The following is a 16650-nucleotide window of genomic DNA, read 5'->3' on the forward strand; positions in this document are numbered from 1 at the left end:
GTTAAAAGATTACCACATCTTTAACTTTTAGCTCCCTGCGGTTTATCGCCTGGACCTCCCTTGTAGGAAATTTCCAGCGATAACTTTATAGGAATTTTACTTTTCTCCCAGGAACGGATATCTGTAATCTGTCGGGGTGACAAAGGTTTCCTTGATCGTTCTTGGGGAGATCCAGCGATAAAGGTTCAGGATCGATCCTGCCTTGTCGTTGGTTCCGCTTCCGCGGGCTCCTCCAAATGGCTGCTGACCAACAACTGCGCCGGTAGGCTTGTCATTGATATAGAAGTTTCCGGCGGCATTCTGAAGTGCTTTGGTAGCTTCGGCAGCTGCGTAACGATCTCTCGAAAGTATAGCTCCTGTTAAGGCATATTCAGAATCATCAACCAGTTTCAAAGTTTCATTCCACTGGTTATCTTCATAGAGATAAATAGTCACTACCGGTCCGAATAATTCAGTACACATAGTACTGTACTTCGGATTATCGGTAAGAATGACCGTAGGTTCAATGAACCAGCCTTTAGATTTGTCGTAATTTCCACCTGCTACAATTTCAGCGTCGCTGTCATTTTTTGCAGCATCAATGAATTTCGCCAGTTTGTCAAAAGAACCTTCGTGAATAACGGCAGTAATGAAATTACCCATGTCCTCGGGTGATCCCATTTTGAACGACTTAAGATCTTCAACCACATATCCTTTTACTTCTTCCCACATGCTCTTCGGAATATAAACCCTCGAAGCTGCGCTACATTTTTGTCCCTGGAATTCAAAAGCTCCCCGGGAAATTGCAGTGGCAACCTGCTTTGGATTAGCACTTGGATGTGCAAGAATGAAATCCTTTCCTCCTGTTTCGCCAACTATGCGAGGATAAGACCTGTATTTGTGAATATTTTCTCCAATTTGTTTCCAGAGATTTTTGAAAACAGTTGTACTTCCTGTAAAGTGGATTCCGGCGAAATCTCTGTGTTCCAGAATGACATCAGTGATCATTTTTGGATCTCCCATTACCATATTTATAACTCCGTCGGGAAGTCCGGCTTCCTTGAAAACTTCCATGATCACCTGTGCAGAATATACCTGGGAATCACTTGGCTTCCAGATTGCCACGTTCCCCAGCATTGCAGGAGCCGATGGCAGGTTTCCGGCAATAGCCGTAAAATTAAATGGAGTTACTGCGTAGACAAAACCTTCGAGCGGACGATACTCCAGTCTGTTCCATGCTTCCGAAGAAGATTCCGGTTGCTCTTCATAGATCCTGGTCATGTACTCCACGTTGAACCTTAGGAAATCAATTAACTCGCAAGCTGCATCAATTTCAGCCTGGAAAATATTTTTCGACTGCCCGATCATGGTAGCAGCATTGATCTTGTAGCGGTAAGGTCCTGCAATGAGTTCAGCAGCTTTCAAAAATACTGCGGCACGCTGTTCCCATTCAAGATTAGACCATTTTTCACGCGCTTCCAAAGCAGCTTCAATAGCTTTTTCCACATGCTCTTTTGAAGCCTTGTGGTAATCTCCCAAATGATGCTGGTGATCGTGCGGCGGATTCATTGGTGCGGTATCACCGGTCTTTATCTCTTCGCTGCCAATGTAAAGCGGCACCTCGATCTTCTTGTTGTACATTTCTTTATAGACCTTCAAAACGGCCTCTCTTTCGGGTGTTCCGGGAGCATATGACTTTACGGGTTCATTTACTGCCTGCGGAACCTGGAATACACCTTTTCCCATACTGTTGTAAGATTTTTTTGATTTCTAAAATGAATGGTCGTAAAGGTAAAAAAATTAAAAGAATTTTACTTCCCTCAAATTTTCCTGAACTTTACATAATTACAGGAGCTAAATGATTAGAAATCTTAATTTTTTCACAAAATGTGCACAGTCACCATCACTCCTTTAAAAGGGGGAAAGTCCTTTGTTCTTACTTCAAATCGCGATGAGGCACCGGGACGCGAAACCCTGCCTCCAAAGGTGTATGAAATAAATGGCTTAAAAATGGCATTTCCCAGGGATGTTTTAGCAGGAGGTACCTGGTTAGGAGTCAGTGAACGGAAGAGGATAATCTGTTTGCTGAATGGAGAATTCAAAAAGCACGTGAGAAAACTGCCTTACGCAAAAAGCAGGGGAGTGGTGGTCAAAGATCTTCTTGCTGCGGAAAATTTCAATAATGCTGCGGATGCCTATGATCTCTCTGAAGTTGAACCTTTCACCATAGTAGCGGCCGACTGGCAGCAGGATCTGTTTTTTGCTGAATTCGTCTGGGACGGAAGCAATAAACATTACAAGGAACTACCCCAGAAGTCTCACATCTGGTCCTCAAGTCCGTTATATTCTCCTGAAATGAAACGGCTGCGGGAGGAGTGGTTTGCACAACTTCAAAAGGAAAACGAATTAACGCCTGAAGCTTTATTGGAATTTCATTTATCGGCAGGAAAGGGAGATTTTGATACCGGCGTAATCATGGATCGCGGATTCGTGAAGACGGTGAGTGTATCGCAGGTTGTTTTTTCTAAAGGCCGGGTCGAATTTTATTACAGGGATTTGTCTACAGGAGAAGAGTCGGAAATTGATGATTTGAGAATATGCCAGACCTGCCAGGCAAACTTATCCTCGAGCGCCGGTCTACGGTAGGCAGGGAATCGAGTCAACCGCTGTCAGGGTTCAAACCGCTGAAAGGGTTACAGAGGTGTTAAAAATGACATTTTTGGCGGTAATTTGAAGATGAGTTGATTTGATGATTTGAAATGATAATCAGATTTGCCAGGAAATGTAATGTTGAGCGCCTGCCTGTGGTAGGAAGGGAGTCGGGCCAACCGCTTTCAGGGTTTAAAACCGCTGAAAGGGTTGCAGAGGTGTTAAAAATGGGATTTTTCGAAGTAATTTGAGGATGTGGTGATTTGAAAATTTGAAGATACCCAGACCTGCCAAAGTTTTTAATCATGAGATCCCGGAAGATTAAAAACTATTCGGTAAGCTTATTAAAGGATTCTTTGGTAGGTCTTGATTCTGTAAAAGAGATGTCCAAAATGACATTTTAGAGTGGTGAGTAGGGAGAGGATAAAGAGCAGAGTGTTATGAAAAAACTTTCTCTTCTAGCTTAAGCCAACCGCTGTCAGGGTTTAAAACCGCTGACAGGGTTGAAGAGGTGTCAAAAAAGGCATTTTTAGAGGTGATTTTAGGATTTGGAGATTTGAGGATTCGAAAATTTTCCAGGCCTGCCAAAAAAATATTTCCTGGAGAGGAGTGAGGTTTTGTCTTAAATTGGTTCTCGTGATTCAAAACAGGCAACAGGAAACTGGCAACAATTAAACCGCAACCCGCATCAGAAATTATGCAGTATCCAGTCCTCAGTGGGCAGTAAAAGACTTTGAATTTTAAATCTTGAACCTTGAATTAATTTAGTGCAAAAGGTGCACTCAGTTTAAAGGAGGGAATTGCTACTCTGAATTTCCTTGTAGAAGTGAAATTGATCATGCTGTAGAAGCCACTCATGGAACCAAAAGGAGAGGTGAGCAAACAGCCGCTTTTGTAGGTGTGGGATTCTCCGGGTTTTATCACCGGTTTTTTTCCAATCACGCCTTCACCTTCCACAATTTCTGTCCGGTTCAGAGCATCCTTGATCTTCCAGAATCTTGAGGTGAGCTGGACAGAGTCTTTGCTCTGGTTTTCAATGGTTATCTGGTAGCCAAAGGCGAAGTGGACCCTATAGTTCTTATAGAAGGTTCCTTCAAAATTCGTCTCAATGGAGATTTTAATGCCTCTGGTTACTTGTTGTATCATCTTAATAGATAGCGAATGACGCCAGTACAGAAAATACGGCCGCTATTATGGCTAAAATAAAGAATATAAAATTGATTATTATAAACTTTAAAAGGGTTTTAACTCTTCCCTGGCCGTAGAATCTTCGGAAAGCTTTATACAGGTAAAACAGGAATAAGCCTGCAGCGATCCAGGAAAAGAGATTTGTGCCCATAACCGCATCCAGATTGATGGAGATCCCAAAGAGGATAAACCAGGTTGTTTGGTTGTGGAAAGTAAAAATCAGGTGTTCCATATAAGTAAAAGGTCGGCGCAGGTAAAGCAACCAGATAAAAAGAGCAAAAACCGGAAGATAGAAGAAGATGATGAATGGAACCTTACCATAAAAGTAATTCCAGAACAGATCTGAATCTGAACTGAAGCGTTCTGCATCAACGGTTTTTTTATAAAACCATTGATTAAAACTTGTGTCCGCATAGTTGAGACTGTCCATAGCCACATGCGGATTCCTCATTTCGGTTTTTTTATAATGATCTGAAAATACCTTCCAGCGTGTAGTTACAGCCTGCGCAAAACCCATGGTGTCAAGGGCAGCTTCAGGAACATAAGACTCTTTTGCTATAGTGTCTGTAGCTGTTGCAATGGGATCTAATATCACTCCCAGCTGCGGATTGGTTTCCCTTGTGGCGGCAAGAATAGAATCTGCCTCCATGCGTTCCTGCTCTGTTACCTCACGATTTACTTGAACGGGTGGTTCGACTTCATGGGTGAGACTCCAAATAAGGAAAAAAATAATGGAAGCACTAAGATAAAACCTGTAGGGATTCGCATATCTTACCCGCTTTCCTTCAATATAATCTTTGGAAATTTTCCCCGGCTTAAAGAGAAGCACGCCCAGTGTTCTGTAAAATCGGGAGTCATAGGCAAAAATTCCGGCGAAAAATTCATTGAAAAAATCATTAAAAGCCAGTTTTTTGGTGCTGTTCAGCTGACTGCAGTTAGGGCAATATTGATCACTAATGTCAAGAGGATGATGGCAGTTGAGACATTCTGTAGTGCGGTACTTTAGCTTGTGCCGCTCGTTGTGAATAACAGGTAGATTCTCGTCTCTTTTCATGAGAAACCTAAGAAAACTAATTAGTGATATTTAAAGAATTGGCGTGCCCTACTCCAATGATCCTGGTGTATCTTCCCCCCGGAGGTAAATAATAAATAAGAACAGAATAATCATTTTCTGTACTCACAAAATTTCCGCTTATAAAACCTTCATCCAGAACTCCGTCATTCCTTAGGAAAACATATTTATAATCGTAATAACCCTGTTTAAATAAACGTGCCGTTTCATAGCTGCCGGTTTGGTAGTTAAAACTGAGCCTGGTGGATTCGTCCAACTGAAAATTATTAAATTCTCCGTACAAGTGTAATTCTCCGTCTTCAAGGGGCTCCAGGGTTTCGAGGGAAAAATGAGTCCACACATATCCGGCTTCAATATCATCATCCTGCGCCTGAAAATTTCTTACTACAAATTTTCCATTGATATCAGGATTATAGGTGTAAGGCTGAAAAGCACGAATTCGGTCTTTAAATAGATAATGATGATATAACTCCTGTACATCAATATACCTGATCTTTACCGTCGCGGCCCGAAGGTCTTTACTGTCAAAGTTGAGGTATTCGTTCCCCGCCCAAAAGGAGGTTAATTGGTCAAATTTGTAGACCAGGGTAGTTCCTATGTGGTATTGGGGGCGAATATTGAAAATAGCGGTTTTGAGATTGTTATTCTGAAGAATGACAGCCCAAACAGATTCTTCGGGCGTGCGAATTATAAAATCGGGTGAATGAACTTCAAAATTGATCACCTGCCTGGTTTGGATAAATTTCACATCCCGGGATTTTCTTACAGTGACTGCTACCTGGGAGAGCGGCTCATAAACCATGAACTTTCTTGAAAAAACAAGTTCCTTTTCCTCGTTAAAGACCTTAAGAAGGTAATTTCCGCTTACCTTTAGTCCGCGGGTATCTTCATTGGGAATATTTAGTTCATAGTGGGAATAGAGCTGCAGGGTGTTAAAAGAGTTTCTATAGTCGGTTATCCTAACATTGTCAAAACCTTCCAAAAATTCATTTTTTAATAATTCTGAAGGGGACCAGTCGTAGTTGAAATGTTCAAGGGTGTAATAGTAATTAGCTTCATCCCCAATGATATCATCGAATTTAAGGATTAAAGGTTCCCCCAACCTAATTACAGGAACGCCACTGTGACTATCGGGTCCACTAAAAATAACACTGCGTATGTAATTGGGAGGGGCTGTCTCTACAACCGCTTGTGCAGAGGTTGTAAGGAAACAGGTAAGAAAAAAGGAGAGGGAGAAAAATAGCTTCATGCACCAAAAATAAATTTAAAGATACTGAAAAACTGATTAGAATCATTATTTGGTTACTTTAACAAATATGGCAGGGAATTAATTTGCTTTTCATTGGGAAGTATCATCCAGTTTTGAGTAAATTTGCCCGATTTTAAACGAAATTTTAACACTCCATCCTATGTCAAAAGACATTAGAATTAAAAAAGGACATACGCTGCGCCTAAAAGGGGAGACGGAAAAAACCTGTGTTGACGCACCGCGTTCGGGGACTTTCGCCGTAAAACCGCCAGATTTTCATTCGGTAATCCCAAAAATGGTAATAAAGGAAGGTGCCCGGGTAGAAGCCGGAGATGAACTTTTCTTTTCAAAATATTCAGAAGAAGTGAGATTTACTTCTCCTGTGAGCGGAACCTTGAAAGAGATCAAAAGAGGTGAGAAGAGACGAATCATGGAGGTGATCATTGATGCAGATCCATCTGACACCTACAGGGAATTCGGAACTATGGACCCTCTTTCGGCCGATGCTGAAGCTGTGAAGAACAGGATCCTTGAAAGTGGGTGCTGGGCTTTTGTAAATCAGCGGCCATACGATATTGTAGCAGATCCAAAAGACAGTCCTAAAGCTATCTTTGTTTCGGCATTCAATACAGCGCCTCTTTCTCCCGATGTGGAATTTATTCTGAAGGATAAAATGGATGCTTTCCAGGCGGGACTTAATGCATTGGGCCGTATGGCGAAAGTGCATTTATGTGTAGCGCATGATAGTTCTTTGTTTGGAACTGTGAAAAATGTGGAGCTTCACAAAGTTTCCGGACCGCACCCGGCATCAAATGTCGGAGTTCAGATCCATCACATCGATCCTATCAATATGGGAGAGCGCGTATGGACTGTAAAGCCTGAAGATGTGGCAATTATTGGGGAGCTTTTTATGACCGGTAAATATAATGCTGTTCGCACTATTGCCGTTGCAGGAAGTGAAGCTGAAAACCGTAAATACTTCAGAACAAAGATCGGAGCTAACGTAACTGATATTGTGGGCACGGTTGGGAATGATGTAAGAATTATTTCCGGCGATGTGCTTACAGGTCAAAAACTTACCAATGGACAATATGTAGGTTTCTTTCCAAACCTCATTACTCTGATTCCTGAAGGTAACAAATATAGAATGTTCGGTTGGTTGCCTTTTACCTATAATGATATTCCTTCGAAATCCCGTACAAACTTATCCTGGATGTTTCCGAAGAAAAAATATACCGTCAACACCAATTTGCACGGCGAAGTAAGAGCTTTGGTAGTCACCGGAGAGATGGAAGAGGTGATGCCAATGGATATATTTCCTATGCAGTTGATAAAGGCTTGTATGGCCGGAGATATTGAGAAAATGGAAAATCTTGGGATCTATGAAGTGGCTCCGGAAGATTTCGCACTCATCGATTATGTGAATACTTCTAAGATCGAAGCGCAGGAAATTATACGATTAGGTTTGGATTTAATGATTACCGAAGTAGGTTAAACAGCGTTAACTATGGAATGGATTAGAACAAAATTAGATAAATTAAGAGAGCCCTTTAACCAGGGTAAGAAATACGAAAAGTTTGCGCCGGCTATTAACGCTTTTGATACGCTGCTTTTTACTCCCAATCATACTACCAGTAAAGGAGCGCATATTAGAGATGCAGTAGACCTCAAAAGGGTGATGATCACTGTAGTGCTTGCTCTGGTTCCGGTTTTATTGTTCGGGATGTGGAATACAGGTTATCAATACCTGTCGCAAATACAGGCCGAAGTTGGATTCTGGGAAGCTTTTGGGCATGGAGCCCTAAAGATCCTTCCAATGGTCGTGGTGTCTTATGCAGTGGGACTGGGAATTGAATTTGCCTTTGCTATTTTTAGAGGACATGAAGTAAACGAAGGATACCTGGTAACGGGATTATTGATCCCAATGATCATGCCGGTCGATCTTCCGCTTTGGATGTTAGCAATATCTGTTGTTTTTGCCGTATTGATCGGGAAAGAAGCATTTGGAGGAACAGGAATGAATATTTTAAATCCGGCGCTTACAGCCCGTGCTTTTGCATTCTTTGCTTATCCTACTTATATGTCCGGTAACCAGGTTTGGGTGAGTGAAGCGAGTAATCTGGATGCAGTTTCGGGAGAAACTATATTAGGAACGCTTGCTGCAGGCCAGCAACCAGAATATAGCTCTATGGATATGTTCCTGGGAATAATCCCGGGATCCATAGGAGAAACTTCTATGGCTCTTATCCTGCTCGGTGCACTTCTGCTTATCTTTACAAAAGTTGGTAGCTGGAGGATCATGCTTAGCTGTTTTATTGGAGCTGCTGTTATGGGACTTATTTTCAACGCACTTCCTTCAATGGGAATTGCCGGAAATGAATTGACCAACTTCCCATGGTATGAGCATTTATTGGTGGGAGGTCTTGCCTTTGGTATTGTTTACATGGCTACAGATCCTGTATCAGCTTCACAAACCACAAAAGGAAAATGGATCTATGGTTTCCTCATTGGTTTCTTCTCGGTAATGATCAGGGTATTCAACCCCGCTTATCCTGAAGGGGTGATGCTGGCAATTCTGTTGATGAACGTATTCGCGCCTACCATTGACCACTACGTGATTCAGGCAAGCGTATCGCGCAGAAATAAACGAAAAAAGGGAATTAATCCGCAAATTAATACAGCAGTTTAATTATGGAAGAGAAAGGAATTAATAAGACGAACACCAACTCATACACCTTTATATTCGCTATAGTGATGGTGGTGATAGTTGGTAGTGTTCTGGCTTTCGCAGCGACTTCACTGCAGCCAAGGCAGTATGAGAACATGCGTATCGACAAAATGCAGAGCATTCTTGCTACTGTTGGCGTCCAGGCTGGTAAAGAAGAAGCTCAGCAATTATACGACCAGTATATTACAGAACAAATTGTTTTGGATAGCCAGGGTGAGGAGAAAGAAGGTGTAAATGCCTTTGATGTAGATCTTGCCAAGGAATTAAAAAGATCTCCCGACGAACAGAATTTTCCACTTTACATTGCTAATGTAGATGGTGAACAATATTACATTGTTCCCTTGAGAGGAAACGGATTATGGAATGCAATCTTTGGATACATTTCCCTAAAGGAGGATATAAATACTGTCAAAGGTGCTACTTTTGATCACCTCGGGGAAACACCGGGATTGGGAGCACTTATTACAGAGCAGTGGTTTAGAGAACGCTTTGCAGATAAACAGATCTTTGACGACACCGGGAACCTGGTTGGTGTATCTGTAGTAAAAGGCGGCGCTCAGGGAGATCCCAATAAAGTAGATGCTATTTCCGGATCAACTATTACAGGTGATGGTGTTACCGATATGATTTCAGAAAGACTTAATCGTTACCTGCCTTTTTTCAAAAAGCAGGAAGGTTTTAATGTGACAAATAATTAATTGCTATGGCACAGGAAATAACAAACAAACCTGAGCACGGAGCTGAGGTAAGCAACGAAGAAAAGGAAGCGAAAAGACAAGCCCTTGTATTATTTCTTTCTGGTTCTGAAGAAAAGGAGAGTCTCTTTTCAAAGAGGAACAGGAAGCTTCTGCAAGATCCTTTAAATGATGATAACCCAATCACCGTTCAGGTATTGGGAATATGTTCTGCTCTTGCAATTACAGTTCAATTGGAACCTGCGGTGGTGATGACCTTTGCCGTAGTATTTGTGATGGCATCCAGTAACGTGATCATTTCATTATTGAGAAATATGATCCCAAGCCGAATCAGGATCATTGTGCAACTTGTAGTAGTTGCATCACTGGTGGCCCTGGTTGACCAGGTTTTAAAAGCATATGCTTATGATGTGAGCAGGCAGCTTTCGGTTTTTATCGGTCTTATTATTACAAACTGTATTGTAATGGGACGTCTTGAGGCATTCGCATTAGGAAATAAACCCTGGAGGTCCTTTCTTGATGGTATAGGAAACGCTGCGGGATATGGATTGATCCTGGTAATTGTGGCTTTCTTCAGAGAACTACTCGGAGCCGGAAAATTGTTCGGTTATGAAATTCTTGGACATAAAGGAGCGACTATTGCCGAATCGACCGGTCTTTATGCCTTAGGTTATGAAAACAACGGTTTGATGTTGTTGTCACCTATGGCCCTTATTGTGGTAGGATTGATCATCTGGGTACAAAGATCCAAAAACAGGAAACTAATTGAAGCCTAATCTATAACAGCAAAATAAATCACTATGGATTATATAAATTTATTTGTCAGAAGTATTTTCATCGAGAACATGGTTTTCGCCTACTTCCTTGGAATGTGTTCCTATCTGGCAGTATCAAAAACAGTGAAAACAGCAGTTGGATTAGGAGCTGCGGTTATATTCGTTCTTACGATGACCGTACCTATCAACTTCCTGCTTGATAACTACCTGCTACAACCCGGAGCTTTAGCCTGGTTGGGTGCAGAATATGCTACTATTGACCTGAGTTTCCTTAGCTTCATAATGTTCATTGCAGTAATTGCTGCGATGGTACAACTGGTGGAAATGATGGTGGAGAAATTCGCTCCGGCTCTTTATGGAGCTCTTGGAATATTCCTCCCGCTAATTGCCGTAAACTGTGCGATTTTGGGTGGATCTCTTTTCATGCAACAAAAAGCCTTTGGGGGAATTAGTGAGGCGGTTACCTACGGATTTGGTAGTGGAATCGGATTTTTCCTTGCGATCCTCGGAATTGCTGCGATTAGGGAAAAAATTACTTATTCAAATATTCCGGGACCATTAAAAGGATTGGGAATTACTTTCATCATCACCGGACTTATGGCTTTAGGATTCATGAGTTTTATGGGAATTAAAATATAGAGAAGTTATGACAGTTATTATAGCAAGTGTAATTGTATTTTTAGTATTGATCCTCATCCTGGTGAGTGTCCTGTTGACAGCCAAGGCTAAGCTTGTGCCATCGGGTCCCGTGACGATCAATGTGAACGGAGAAAGAGATCTTGAAGTGGGTTCCGGCGGAACTTTACTTACCACTCTTGGAGATAACAAACTTTTCTTACCCTCAGCTTGTGGAGGTGGTGGTACCTGTGTTCAATGTAAATGTATTGTTTCTGAAGGAGGAGGGACTATCCTTCCTACCGAAGAGCCTCACTTTACAAGAAAAGAGATCGCACAGGGATGGCGTCTTGGATGTCAGGTAAAAGTTAAGCAGGACATGAAGATCGAAATTCCTGAAGAAGTCTTCGGAATTAAGAAATGGACTGCAACAGTAGTTAGTAATTACAACGTTGCTTCCTTCATCAAGGAATTCGTAGTGGAGATCCCTGAAGACATGGATTACAAAGCAGGGGGGTATATTCAGATTGAGATCCCAAAGTGTGAAGTGAAATATGAAGATATGGATATCACTGCACACCCTGAAGAACATCCGGGAGAACCCGATAAATTCAAAACCGAATGGGACAACTTTAACCTGTGGCCTTTAGTGATGAAGAACGTTGAAACTGTAGAGCGTGCTTATTCGATGGCTTCTTATCCTGCCGAAGGTAGAAGGGTCATGCTAAACGTTCGTGTGGCTACTCCGCCATGGGATAGAGCTAAGAACGGTTGGATGGATGTAAATCCGGGAATTGCTTCTTCTTTTATATTCAATCAGAAACCGGGTGATAAAGTTGTCATTTCAGGACCTTATGGTGAATTCTTTATCAATCATAGTGATGCAGAAATGCTTTATGTTGGAGGTGGAGCCGGAATGGCACCAATGCGTTCACACTTGTACCACCTTTTCAGAACATTGAAAACAGATAGAAAAGTTACTTACTGGTATGGAGGACGTTCTAAAAGAGAATTGTTCTATGTAGATCATTTTAGAGCCCTTGAAAAAGATTTCCCTAACTTCAAATTCTATGTGGCTCTTTCTGAACCATTGGAAGAAGATAATTGGAAAGTAAAAGACGGTATCGAGGGTGAAGGTGATGGATTCGTTGGGTTTATTCACCAGGTGGTAATTGATAATTATCTTAACCACCACGAGGAACCTGAAGATATAGAATTCTATTTCTGTGGACCGCCGCTAATGAACAAAGCGGTTGAGAAAATGACCGAAGATTTTGGTGTGCCACCTGAAAATGTAAGATTCGATGACTTTGGAGGTTAATCGAAAATAAAATAGGAAACAGCTGCTTTTGCAGCTGTTTTTTTGGTTAGAGGTAGCACGTAAGCCTGAATTATATAAATTTACCTATGGCGGAATTATCAGACCAGGAGTTGCACAATCTGGCAATGAATATTGTAGGGAAGGACCTGGAGGATCAGGGATATGAATTTCTCGGGATAAACAGCGAATTCAAAAAGGACCCGCAATTTGTGGCCCTTAAAGACAAAAAGCTGCATTTCGTTATCGTGAGAGCAATAGAATATCCGTATGATCCCGCAGAGATCCCAATGATATTTCTCGAGACAATTAAACAACATGCATTAAAATTCAATGCCCGTACATTTTATGCAGGTGTGGGTTTGGCTAATTCAAAGGATTATGAATTACCGGTGTCCAGTTCAGAAGATTATGTTGTGAACTACCCGGGGTTAAAAGAGATCTAAAAATGACATTTTTGAGACCTGTTCTTTCTATTTTCTTAGTTGCTCTTTTCCTGTCCTGTTCTCAAACTGACAAGGGAAGAACATCTTACGGAGAAGCTTTGGGAACGACTTACAGTATTAAGTATTATTCTGAAGATATTATTCCTATGGATAAAGCTCTCGATTCAATCTTTGAAAAAGTTAATCAATCCATGAGTACCTATAGAGAATCTTCAGATATCTCCAGACTTAACAGAGGGGATACTCTGGTACGTGTCGATTCACTTTTTCAGGAGGTTTTCAGGTTGTCCAGACAGGTTCATAATGAGAGCGGTGGCTATTTTGATCCTACGGTGGGAGACCTTGTAAATCAGTACGGTTTTGGACCAGAATCCGGCCCCAAGGTGATTGACTCTGTTACGATAGATTCTCTTATGCAATTTGTAGGATTTCAGAGATTAAAACTGGAGAATGACCGTGTGGTTAAGGAATTTCCGGAGATCTATTTAGATTTTAATGCCATAGCCAAGGGCTATACTGTTGATCTCATTGGACATTACCTGGATTCGAAGAATGTTGAAGATTATCTTATTGAACTGGGAGGGGAATTGTTGGCCAGAGGTAAAAATCGTGAAAAGGAAGCATTTTGGACAGTCGGGATAGATGATCCGCAACAGGAAGAGGGACAAAGAGAACTGACTGCTGCAATTGAGCTGAAAAACAGGGCTATGGCCACCTCTGGGAATTATCGTAAATACAGTACGAATCCTGAAACAGGAGCAATGTATGTGCATACAATAAATCCTCTTACGGGATTTGCTGAACAAAGTGATCTTTTAAGCGTGACCATTCTGGCCGAAAATTGCGCTCTTGCTGATGCCTATGCTACTGCCTTTATGGCCATGGGCTATGATCTTTCCAAAATAATCCTGAACAAACTCGACAATGTAGACGCATATTTGATCTACGCTACCAATGATGGGGCAATTGGAGAATATGCCAGTCCGGGATTTGAAGAGGTAATGAAGGAGTTTTGAAGTAGAGAATTACGAAGTTAGATTTTAGAAGTTAGAGGTACAAGAGTTTTTCTTAATCACCACTAAGCCAATAGAAACTACTAACTATCAACTTGAGAAGGCAGAGGGCAGAGGACAGTGGGTAGTAAGATTCCGATGTGACTAATTAACCAATCACCAATCACCAATCTTTAATCGCCAATTACTAATCACTAATCACTAATCACCCTTGAACCGAGAGGACAGTGGGCAGTGATCAGTAATCAGTAGCGGTCTGTTTTACAGTATTCACCAGTAAACCTTTTAACTAATCCCCAATCACCAGTCACCAATCACCAATAACTAATAACTAATAACTACTTCCTCGCTACAGGGATGATCTCTCCTTTGGCCAACCTGAATTTTTCTACCAGACCTGGATCCATTGTAGCAGTAAGATCCACTTCTTCAACTTTAAACCCGATATTTCTCAAACGGTCGAAGTAATCTCTCCCGTATACACGTACGTGATCATACTGGCCAAAGATCTTAGCCCTTTCTTTAGCATCGGTTATGGAATCGTCTTCAAAAGTCTTTTCCCGCTGTAGATCCTGGGGAATTTGGAGTATTGCTGTCCCCCCGGGTTGAAGGATACGATATAATTCCTGCATTGCTTTTACATCATCAGGGATATGCTCCAGGACGTGGTTACACAGAATAAAATCGAAAGAATTATCTTCAAAGGGTAAGTTGCAGATATCCGCTTTTACATCTGCAAGCGGTGAATTAAGATCGGTCGTTGTATAATCGAGGTTTTTTAATTTCCGGAATCTTGAATAAAAAGCTTGTTCCGGCGCAAAATGCAGGACATTATGAGGTGCGGTAAAAAAATCGGTATGATCTTTTAAATATAGCCACAATAATCGATGGCGCTCCAGCGAAAGCGTGGAGGGGGAGAGCACATTTTCTCTTTGTTGTTCGTAACCGTAGGGGAGAAATTTTGAAAAGCTTCGGCCGTCTATGGGATCGGTGTATTTATTTCCTTTAAGACTTAAGAGAAGTAGGGGCTTTGCGACATAACTGAGTCGTATAAGCAGAGGCCGGGGAACAGTATTCAGTAGTAACTTAAAAGCCTTCCTGATCATACTTTGATGTCTCCCCAGTTTTCTCCCGACTTAATACGATAGAGTTGCATTTCTGAAACTCCAAATTGTTTTGCTAATACCCGTATGCGGGTTTTCCGGTTTGGATCAAGTAATTTTTTCTTCAGAATTGTGGCTTGCGCGTATGAAAGTTTGGAATAACATTTAATGGTACCCAATTTACGCTTGATCTTGTTTTCCTTTACCTGCGGATTATTCTGTTGATGAGCCACCCATTCTTTTTTACTCACCCAGGCAAGGTTGCTCACCCGGTTTTCGGTCTTATTGTAGTTCTTATGGATCACATATTCATCTCCTTCCTTTCGGGCAAGAAAGAGTTCGGCAACTACGCGATGGATGTAACAGGCCTGTTTCTTGCCTGTCTTTAAATTTGCAACGAAGGTTAAAAAGCCCTGGGATTTACCTCCTTTTAAAAGTTCTCCGTCAGGATTTTTAACGTAGCTCACGACCCGTCCATAGTTTGAGACAGCATACCTGAATCGGCTTTGCCAGGTCTCTCTATAGTAAGGAAGCCACTTCTCCTGTCGAAAATTTTTAATCATTAAAATTTATGGTTTGAGCTCTGAATTCTTCTTCTTCGTCACTCTGGATTCCGAGAGCCTGATAAATGTAGTGAAAAGTTGATAGAAGTTCAGGTTTTCCATCAATTAAAGCTACGTCATGCTCGAAGTGGGCACTCGGTTTATTATCGGCGGTGAGAATGGTCCAGCCGTCCTTCAGTTGTTTAATGCGATGCGTGCCTGCGTTGATCATAGGTTCAATGGCTACAACCATCCCTTCAATGAATTTTTTCCCGCGACCCCGCTTCCCATAATTCGGCATTTCGGGATCTTCATGCATTTTTGCTCCAAGGCCGTGACCTACCAGTTCCCGCACAACTCCAAATCCGTGTTTTTCGGCATACTGCTGAATAGCAAAGCCTACATCTCCAACCCGGTTTCCTATTTTGAATTCCCTGATCCCAACGTATAGTGACTCTCTGGTCACATCAAGTAGTTTTTGGGTTTCGTCATCAATGTCTCCAATGGGAAAAGTATAGGCATGGTCTCCATAGAAACCGTTTTTCAAAGCACCACAATCTATAGAAATTATATCCCCTTCCTTTAAGGGCTCACTATTCGGAATTCCATGCACCACCTGAGCATTGGGGCTCATGCAAAGAGAATTGGGAAAATCATACATTCCCAGAAAACCTGGTTCGGCACCATGATCACGTATAAATTCTTCAGCCATTTTATCGAGCTGCAGGGTGGTGACTCCGGGTTTTACTTCCGAAGCCAGCATTCCTAAAGTTTTAGACACTATTAAAGCACTTTCGCGAATGAGTTCGATTTCTTCTCTCGTCTTCTGAATGATCATTTTAATTTTTTAAAAATTTTCAATAGCCCCGACTCTCTCTTCGGAAGATTGGGTCCTGCATTCTTGTTTGCTGCAATCTGATGATAAATTTCTCCCCAGGGCGGTAATCCATTGATATTGCGGTCGTCAATAAATATATCTGCCAGGATCTTTCTGCTCATAAAGCTGTCGAATTCTTCTTCGGGATAACTTTTATTTACAGCGTAAAAACGAATGCCTTTGTTTTCACAAAATGCTACAGCTTCGTCAAGTTTTTCACCACACCTGTAGGTCCACAAAATGATTTGATGCCCATCCTGCTGAAGCTTTTTCAGCGTTTCAAAGGCAAACATAATAGGTTTTCCAATCTTTGGGTACCGGTTCTCTACCAGTGTTCCGTCAAAATCTACGGCTATAGTCAACAATTTGGGCATAATGCAAAAGTAACAAGAATAGAAGA

General features: G+C 41.6%; 17 protein-coding genes. 9 read left to right on the plus strand and 8 right to left on the minus strand.

Going from position 1 to position 16650, the window contains the following annotated elements; all coding sequences use genetic code 11:
* Nucleotides 1-96 precede the first annotated feature (96 nt).
* Entirely contained in the window at nucleotides 97-1725 is a 1629-nt protein-coding gene (gene pruA / locus G564_RS0114680; protein ID WP_029038321.1) for an L-glutamate gamma-semialdehyde dehydrogenase, read from the minus strand.
* Nucleotides 1726-1866: 141 nt separating this feature from the next.
* Here pruA and G564_RS19410 point away from each other — a divergent pair, with 141 nt between their 5' ends.
* Nucleotides 1867-2625, plus strand: a complete 759-nt coding sequence (locus tag G564_RS19410; protein WP_051205516.1) for an NRDE family protein — start codon at nucleotides 1867-1869, stop codon at nucleotides 2623-2625.
* A 762-nt stretch (nucleotides 2626-3387) separates the two neighbouring features.
* Here G564_RS19410 and apaG read toward each other — a convergent pair.
* Genes apaG through G564_RS0114715 form a run of 3 tightly spaced genes read right to left on the minus strand, consistent with a single transcriptional unit; the run spans nucleotide 3388 to nucleotide 6137 of the window.
* Nucleotides 3388-3774, minus strand: coding sequence for a Co2+/Mg2+ efflux protein ApaG (gene apaG / locus G564_RS0114705; protein WP_029038322.1), 387 nt, complete (start codon nucleotides 3772-3774; stop codon nucleotides 3388-3390).
* Nucleotide 3775: 1 nt separating this feature from the next.
* Entirely contained in the window at nucleotides 3776-4870 is a 1095-nt protein-coding gene (locus G564_RS0114710) for a DUF3667 domain-containing protein (protein WP_084625654.1), read from the minus strand.
* A 16-nt stretch (nucleotides 4871-4886) separates the two neighbouring features.
* Nucleotides 4887-6137: a type IX secretion system plug protein gene (locus tag G564_RS0114715; protein ID WP_029038324.1), complete on the minus strand. Its 1251-nt coding sequence runs from the start codon at nucleotides 6135-6137 to the stop codon at nucleotides 4887-4889.
* A gap of 160 nt (nucleotides 6138-6297) precedes the next feature.
* Here G564_RS0114715 and G564_RS0114720 point away from each other — a divergent pair, with 160 nt between their 5' ends.
* From G564_RS0114720 to G564_RS0114755, 8 genes are all read left to right on the plus strand, one after another.
* Nucleotides 6298-7632, plus strand: a complete 1335-nt coding sequence (locus G564_RS0114720) for a Na(+)-translocating NADH-quinone reductase subunit A (protein WP_029038325.1) — start codon at nucleotides 6298-6300, stop codon at nucleotides 7630-7632.
* Nucleotides 7633-7644: 12 nt separating this feature from the next.
* Nucleotides 7645-8826 carry an NADH:ubiquinone reductase (Na(+)-transporting) subunit B gene (locus G564_RS0114725; protein ID WP_029038326.1) on the plus strand — a complete coding sequence of 394 codons (1182 nt, stop codon included), beginning with the start codon at nucleotides 7645-7647 and terminating at the stop codon, nucleotides 8824-8826.
* 2 nt (nucleotides 8827-8828) lie between these two features.
* Complete coding sequence (gene nqrC / locus G564_RS0114730; RefSeq protein ID WP_029038327.1) at nucleotides 8829-9563, plus strand: NADH:ubiquinone reductase (Na(+)-transporting) subunit C; 735 nt, start codon at nucleotides 8829-8831, stop codon at nucleotides 9561-9563.
* A 5-nt stretch (nucleotides 9564-9568) separates the two neighbouring features.
* Nucleotides 9569-10336 carry an NADH:ubiquinone reductase (Na(+)-transporting) subunit D gene (locus G564_RS0114735; RefSeq protein ID WP_029038328.1) on the plus strand — a complete coding sequence of 256 codons (768 nt, stop codon included), beginning with the start codon at nucleotides 9569-9571 and terminating at the stop codon, nucleotides 10334-10336.
* A gap of 24 nt (nucleotides 10337-10360) precedes the next feature.
* Nucleotides 10361-10975, plus strand: a complete 615-nt coding sequence (gene nqrE, locus G564_RS0114740; RefSeq protein ID WP_029038329.1) for an NADH:ubiquinone reductase (Na(+)-transporting) subunit E — start codon at nucleotides 10361-10363, stop codon at nucleotides 10973-10975.
* A 7-nt stretch (nucleotides 10976-10982) separates the two neighbouring features.
* Nucleotides 10983-12272 (plus strand): NADH:ubiquinone reductase (Na(+)-transporting) subunit F, encoded by a 1290-nt coding sequence (gene nqrF, locus G564_RS0114745; protein WP_029038330.1) that lies wholly within the window; start codon nucleotides 10983-10985, stop codon nucleotides 12270-12272.
* 86 nt (nucleotides 12273-12358) lie between these two features.
* Nucleotides 12359-12715, plus strand: coding sequence for a hypothetical protein (locus G564_RS0114750; protein ID WP_029038331.1), 357 nt, complete (start codon nucleotides 12359-12361; stop codon nucleotides 12713-12715).
* Between the two features lie 2 nt (nucleotides 12716-12717).
* Nucleotides 12718-13731, plus strand: a complete 1014-nt coding sequence (locus G564_RS0114755) for an FAD:protein FMN transferase (protein WP_037374106.1) — start codon at nucleotides 12718-12720, stop codon at nucleotides 13729-13731.
* Nucleotides 13732-14066: 335 nt separating this feature from the next.
* On the opposite strand, the gene G564_RS0114760 is transcribed toward G564_RS0114755, so the two are convergent.
* Genes G564_RS0114760 through G564_RS19415 form a run of 4 tightly spaced genes read right to left on the minus strand, consistent with a single transcriptional unit; the run spans nucleotide 14067 to nucleotide 16624 of the window.
* On the minus strand, nucleotides 14067-14834 hold the full coding sequence (locus G564_RS0114760; RefSeq protein WP_211224629.1) for a class I SAM-dependent methyltransferase: 768 nt from the start codon (nucleotides 14832-14834) through the stop codon (nucleotides 14067-14069).
* Nucleotides 14831-15394 (minus strand): HNH endonuclease signature motif containing protein, encoded by a 564-nt coding sequence (locus tag G564_RS0114765; protein ID WP_029038334.1) that lies wholly within the window; start codon nucleotides 15392-15394, stop codon nucleotides 14831-14833. The genes G564_RS0114760 and G564_RS0114765 overlap by 4 nt, the downstream gene beginning before the upstream one ends.
* The gene (gene map / locus G564_RS0114770; protein ID WP_029038335.1) at nucleotides 15387-16211 is read right to left on the minus strand and encodes a type I methionyl aminopeptidase; all 825 of its coding nucleotides are present in this window, start codon (nucleotides 16209-16211) and stop codon (nucleotides 15387-15389) included. Before map ends, G564_RS0114765 begins: the two co-directional genes overlap by 8 nt.
* Complete coding sequence (locus G564_RS19415; RefSeq protein WP_029038336.1) at nucleotides 16208-16624, minus strand: BT0820 family HAD-type phosphatase; 417 nt, start codon at nucleotides 16622-16624, stop codon at nucleotides 16208-16210. The genes map and G564_RS19415 overlap by 4 nt, the downstream gene beginning before the upstream one ends.
* Nucleotides 16625-16650 lie beyond the last annotated feature (26 nt).

The sequence above is a fragment of the Salinimicrobium xinjiangense DSM 19287 genome (assembly GCF_000423585.1).
GTDB lineage: Bacteria > Bacteroidota > Bacteroidia > Flavobacteriales > Flavobacteriaceae > Salinimicrobium > Salinimicrobium xinjiangense.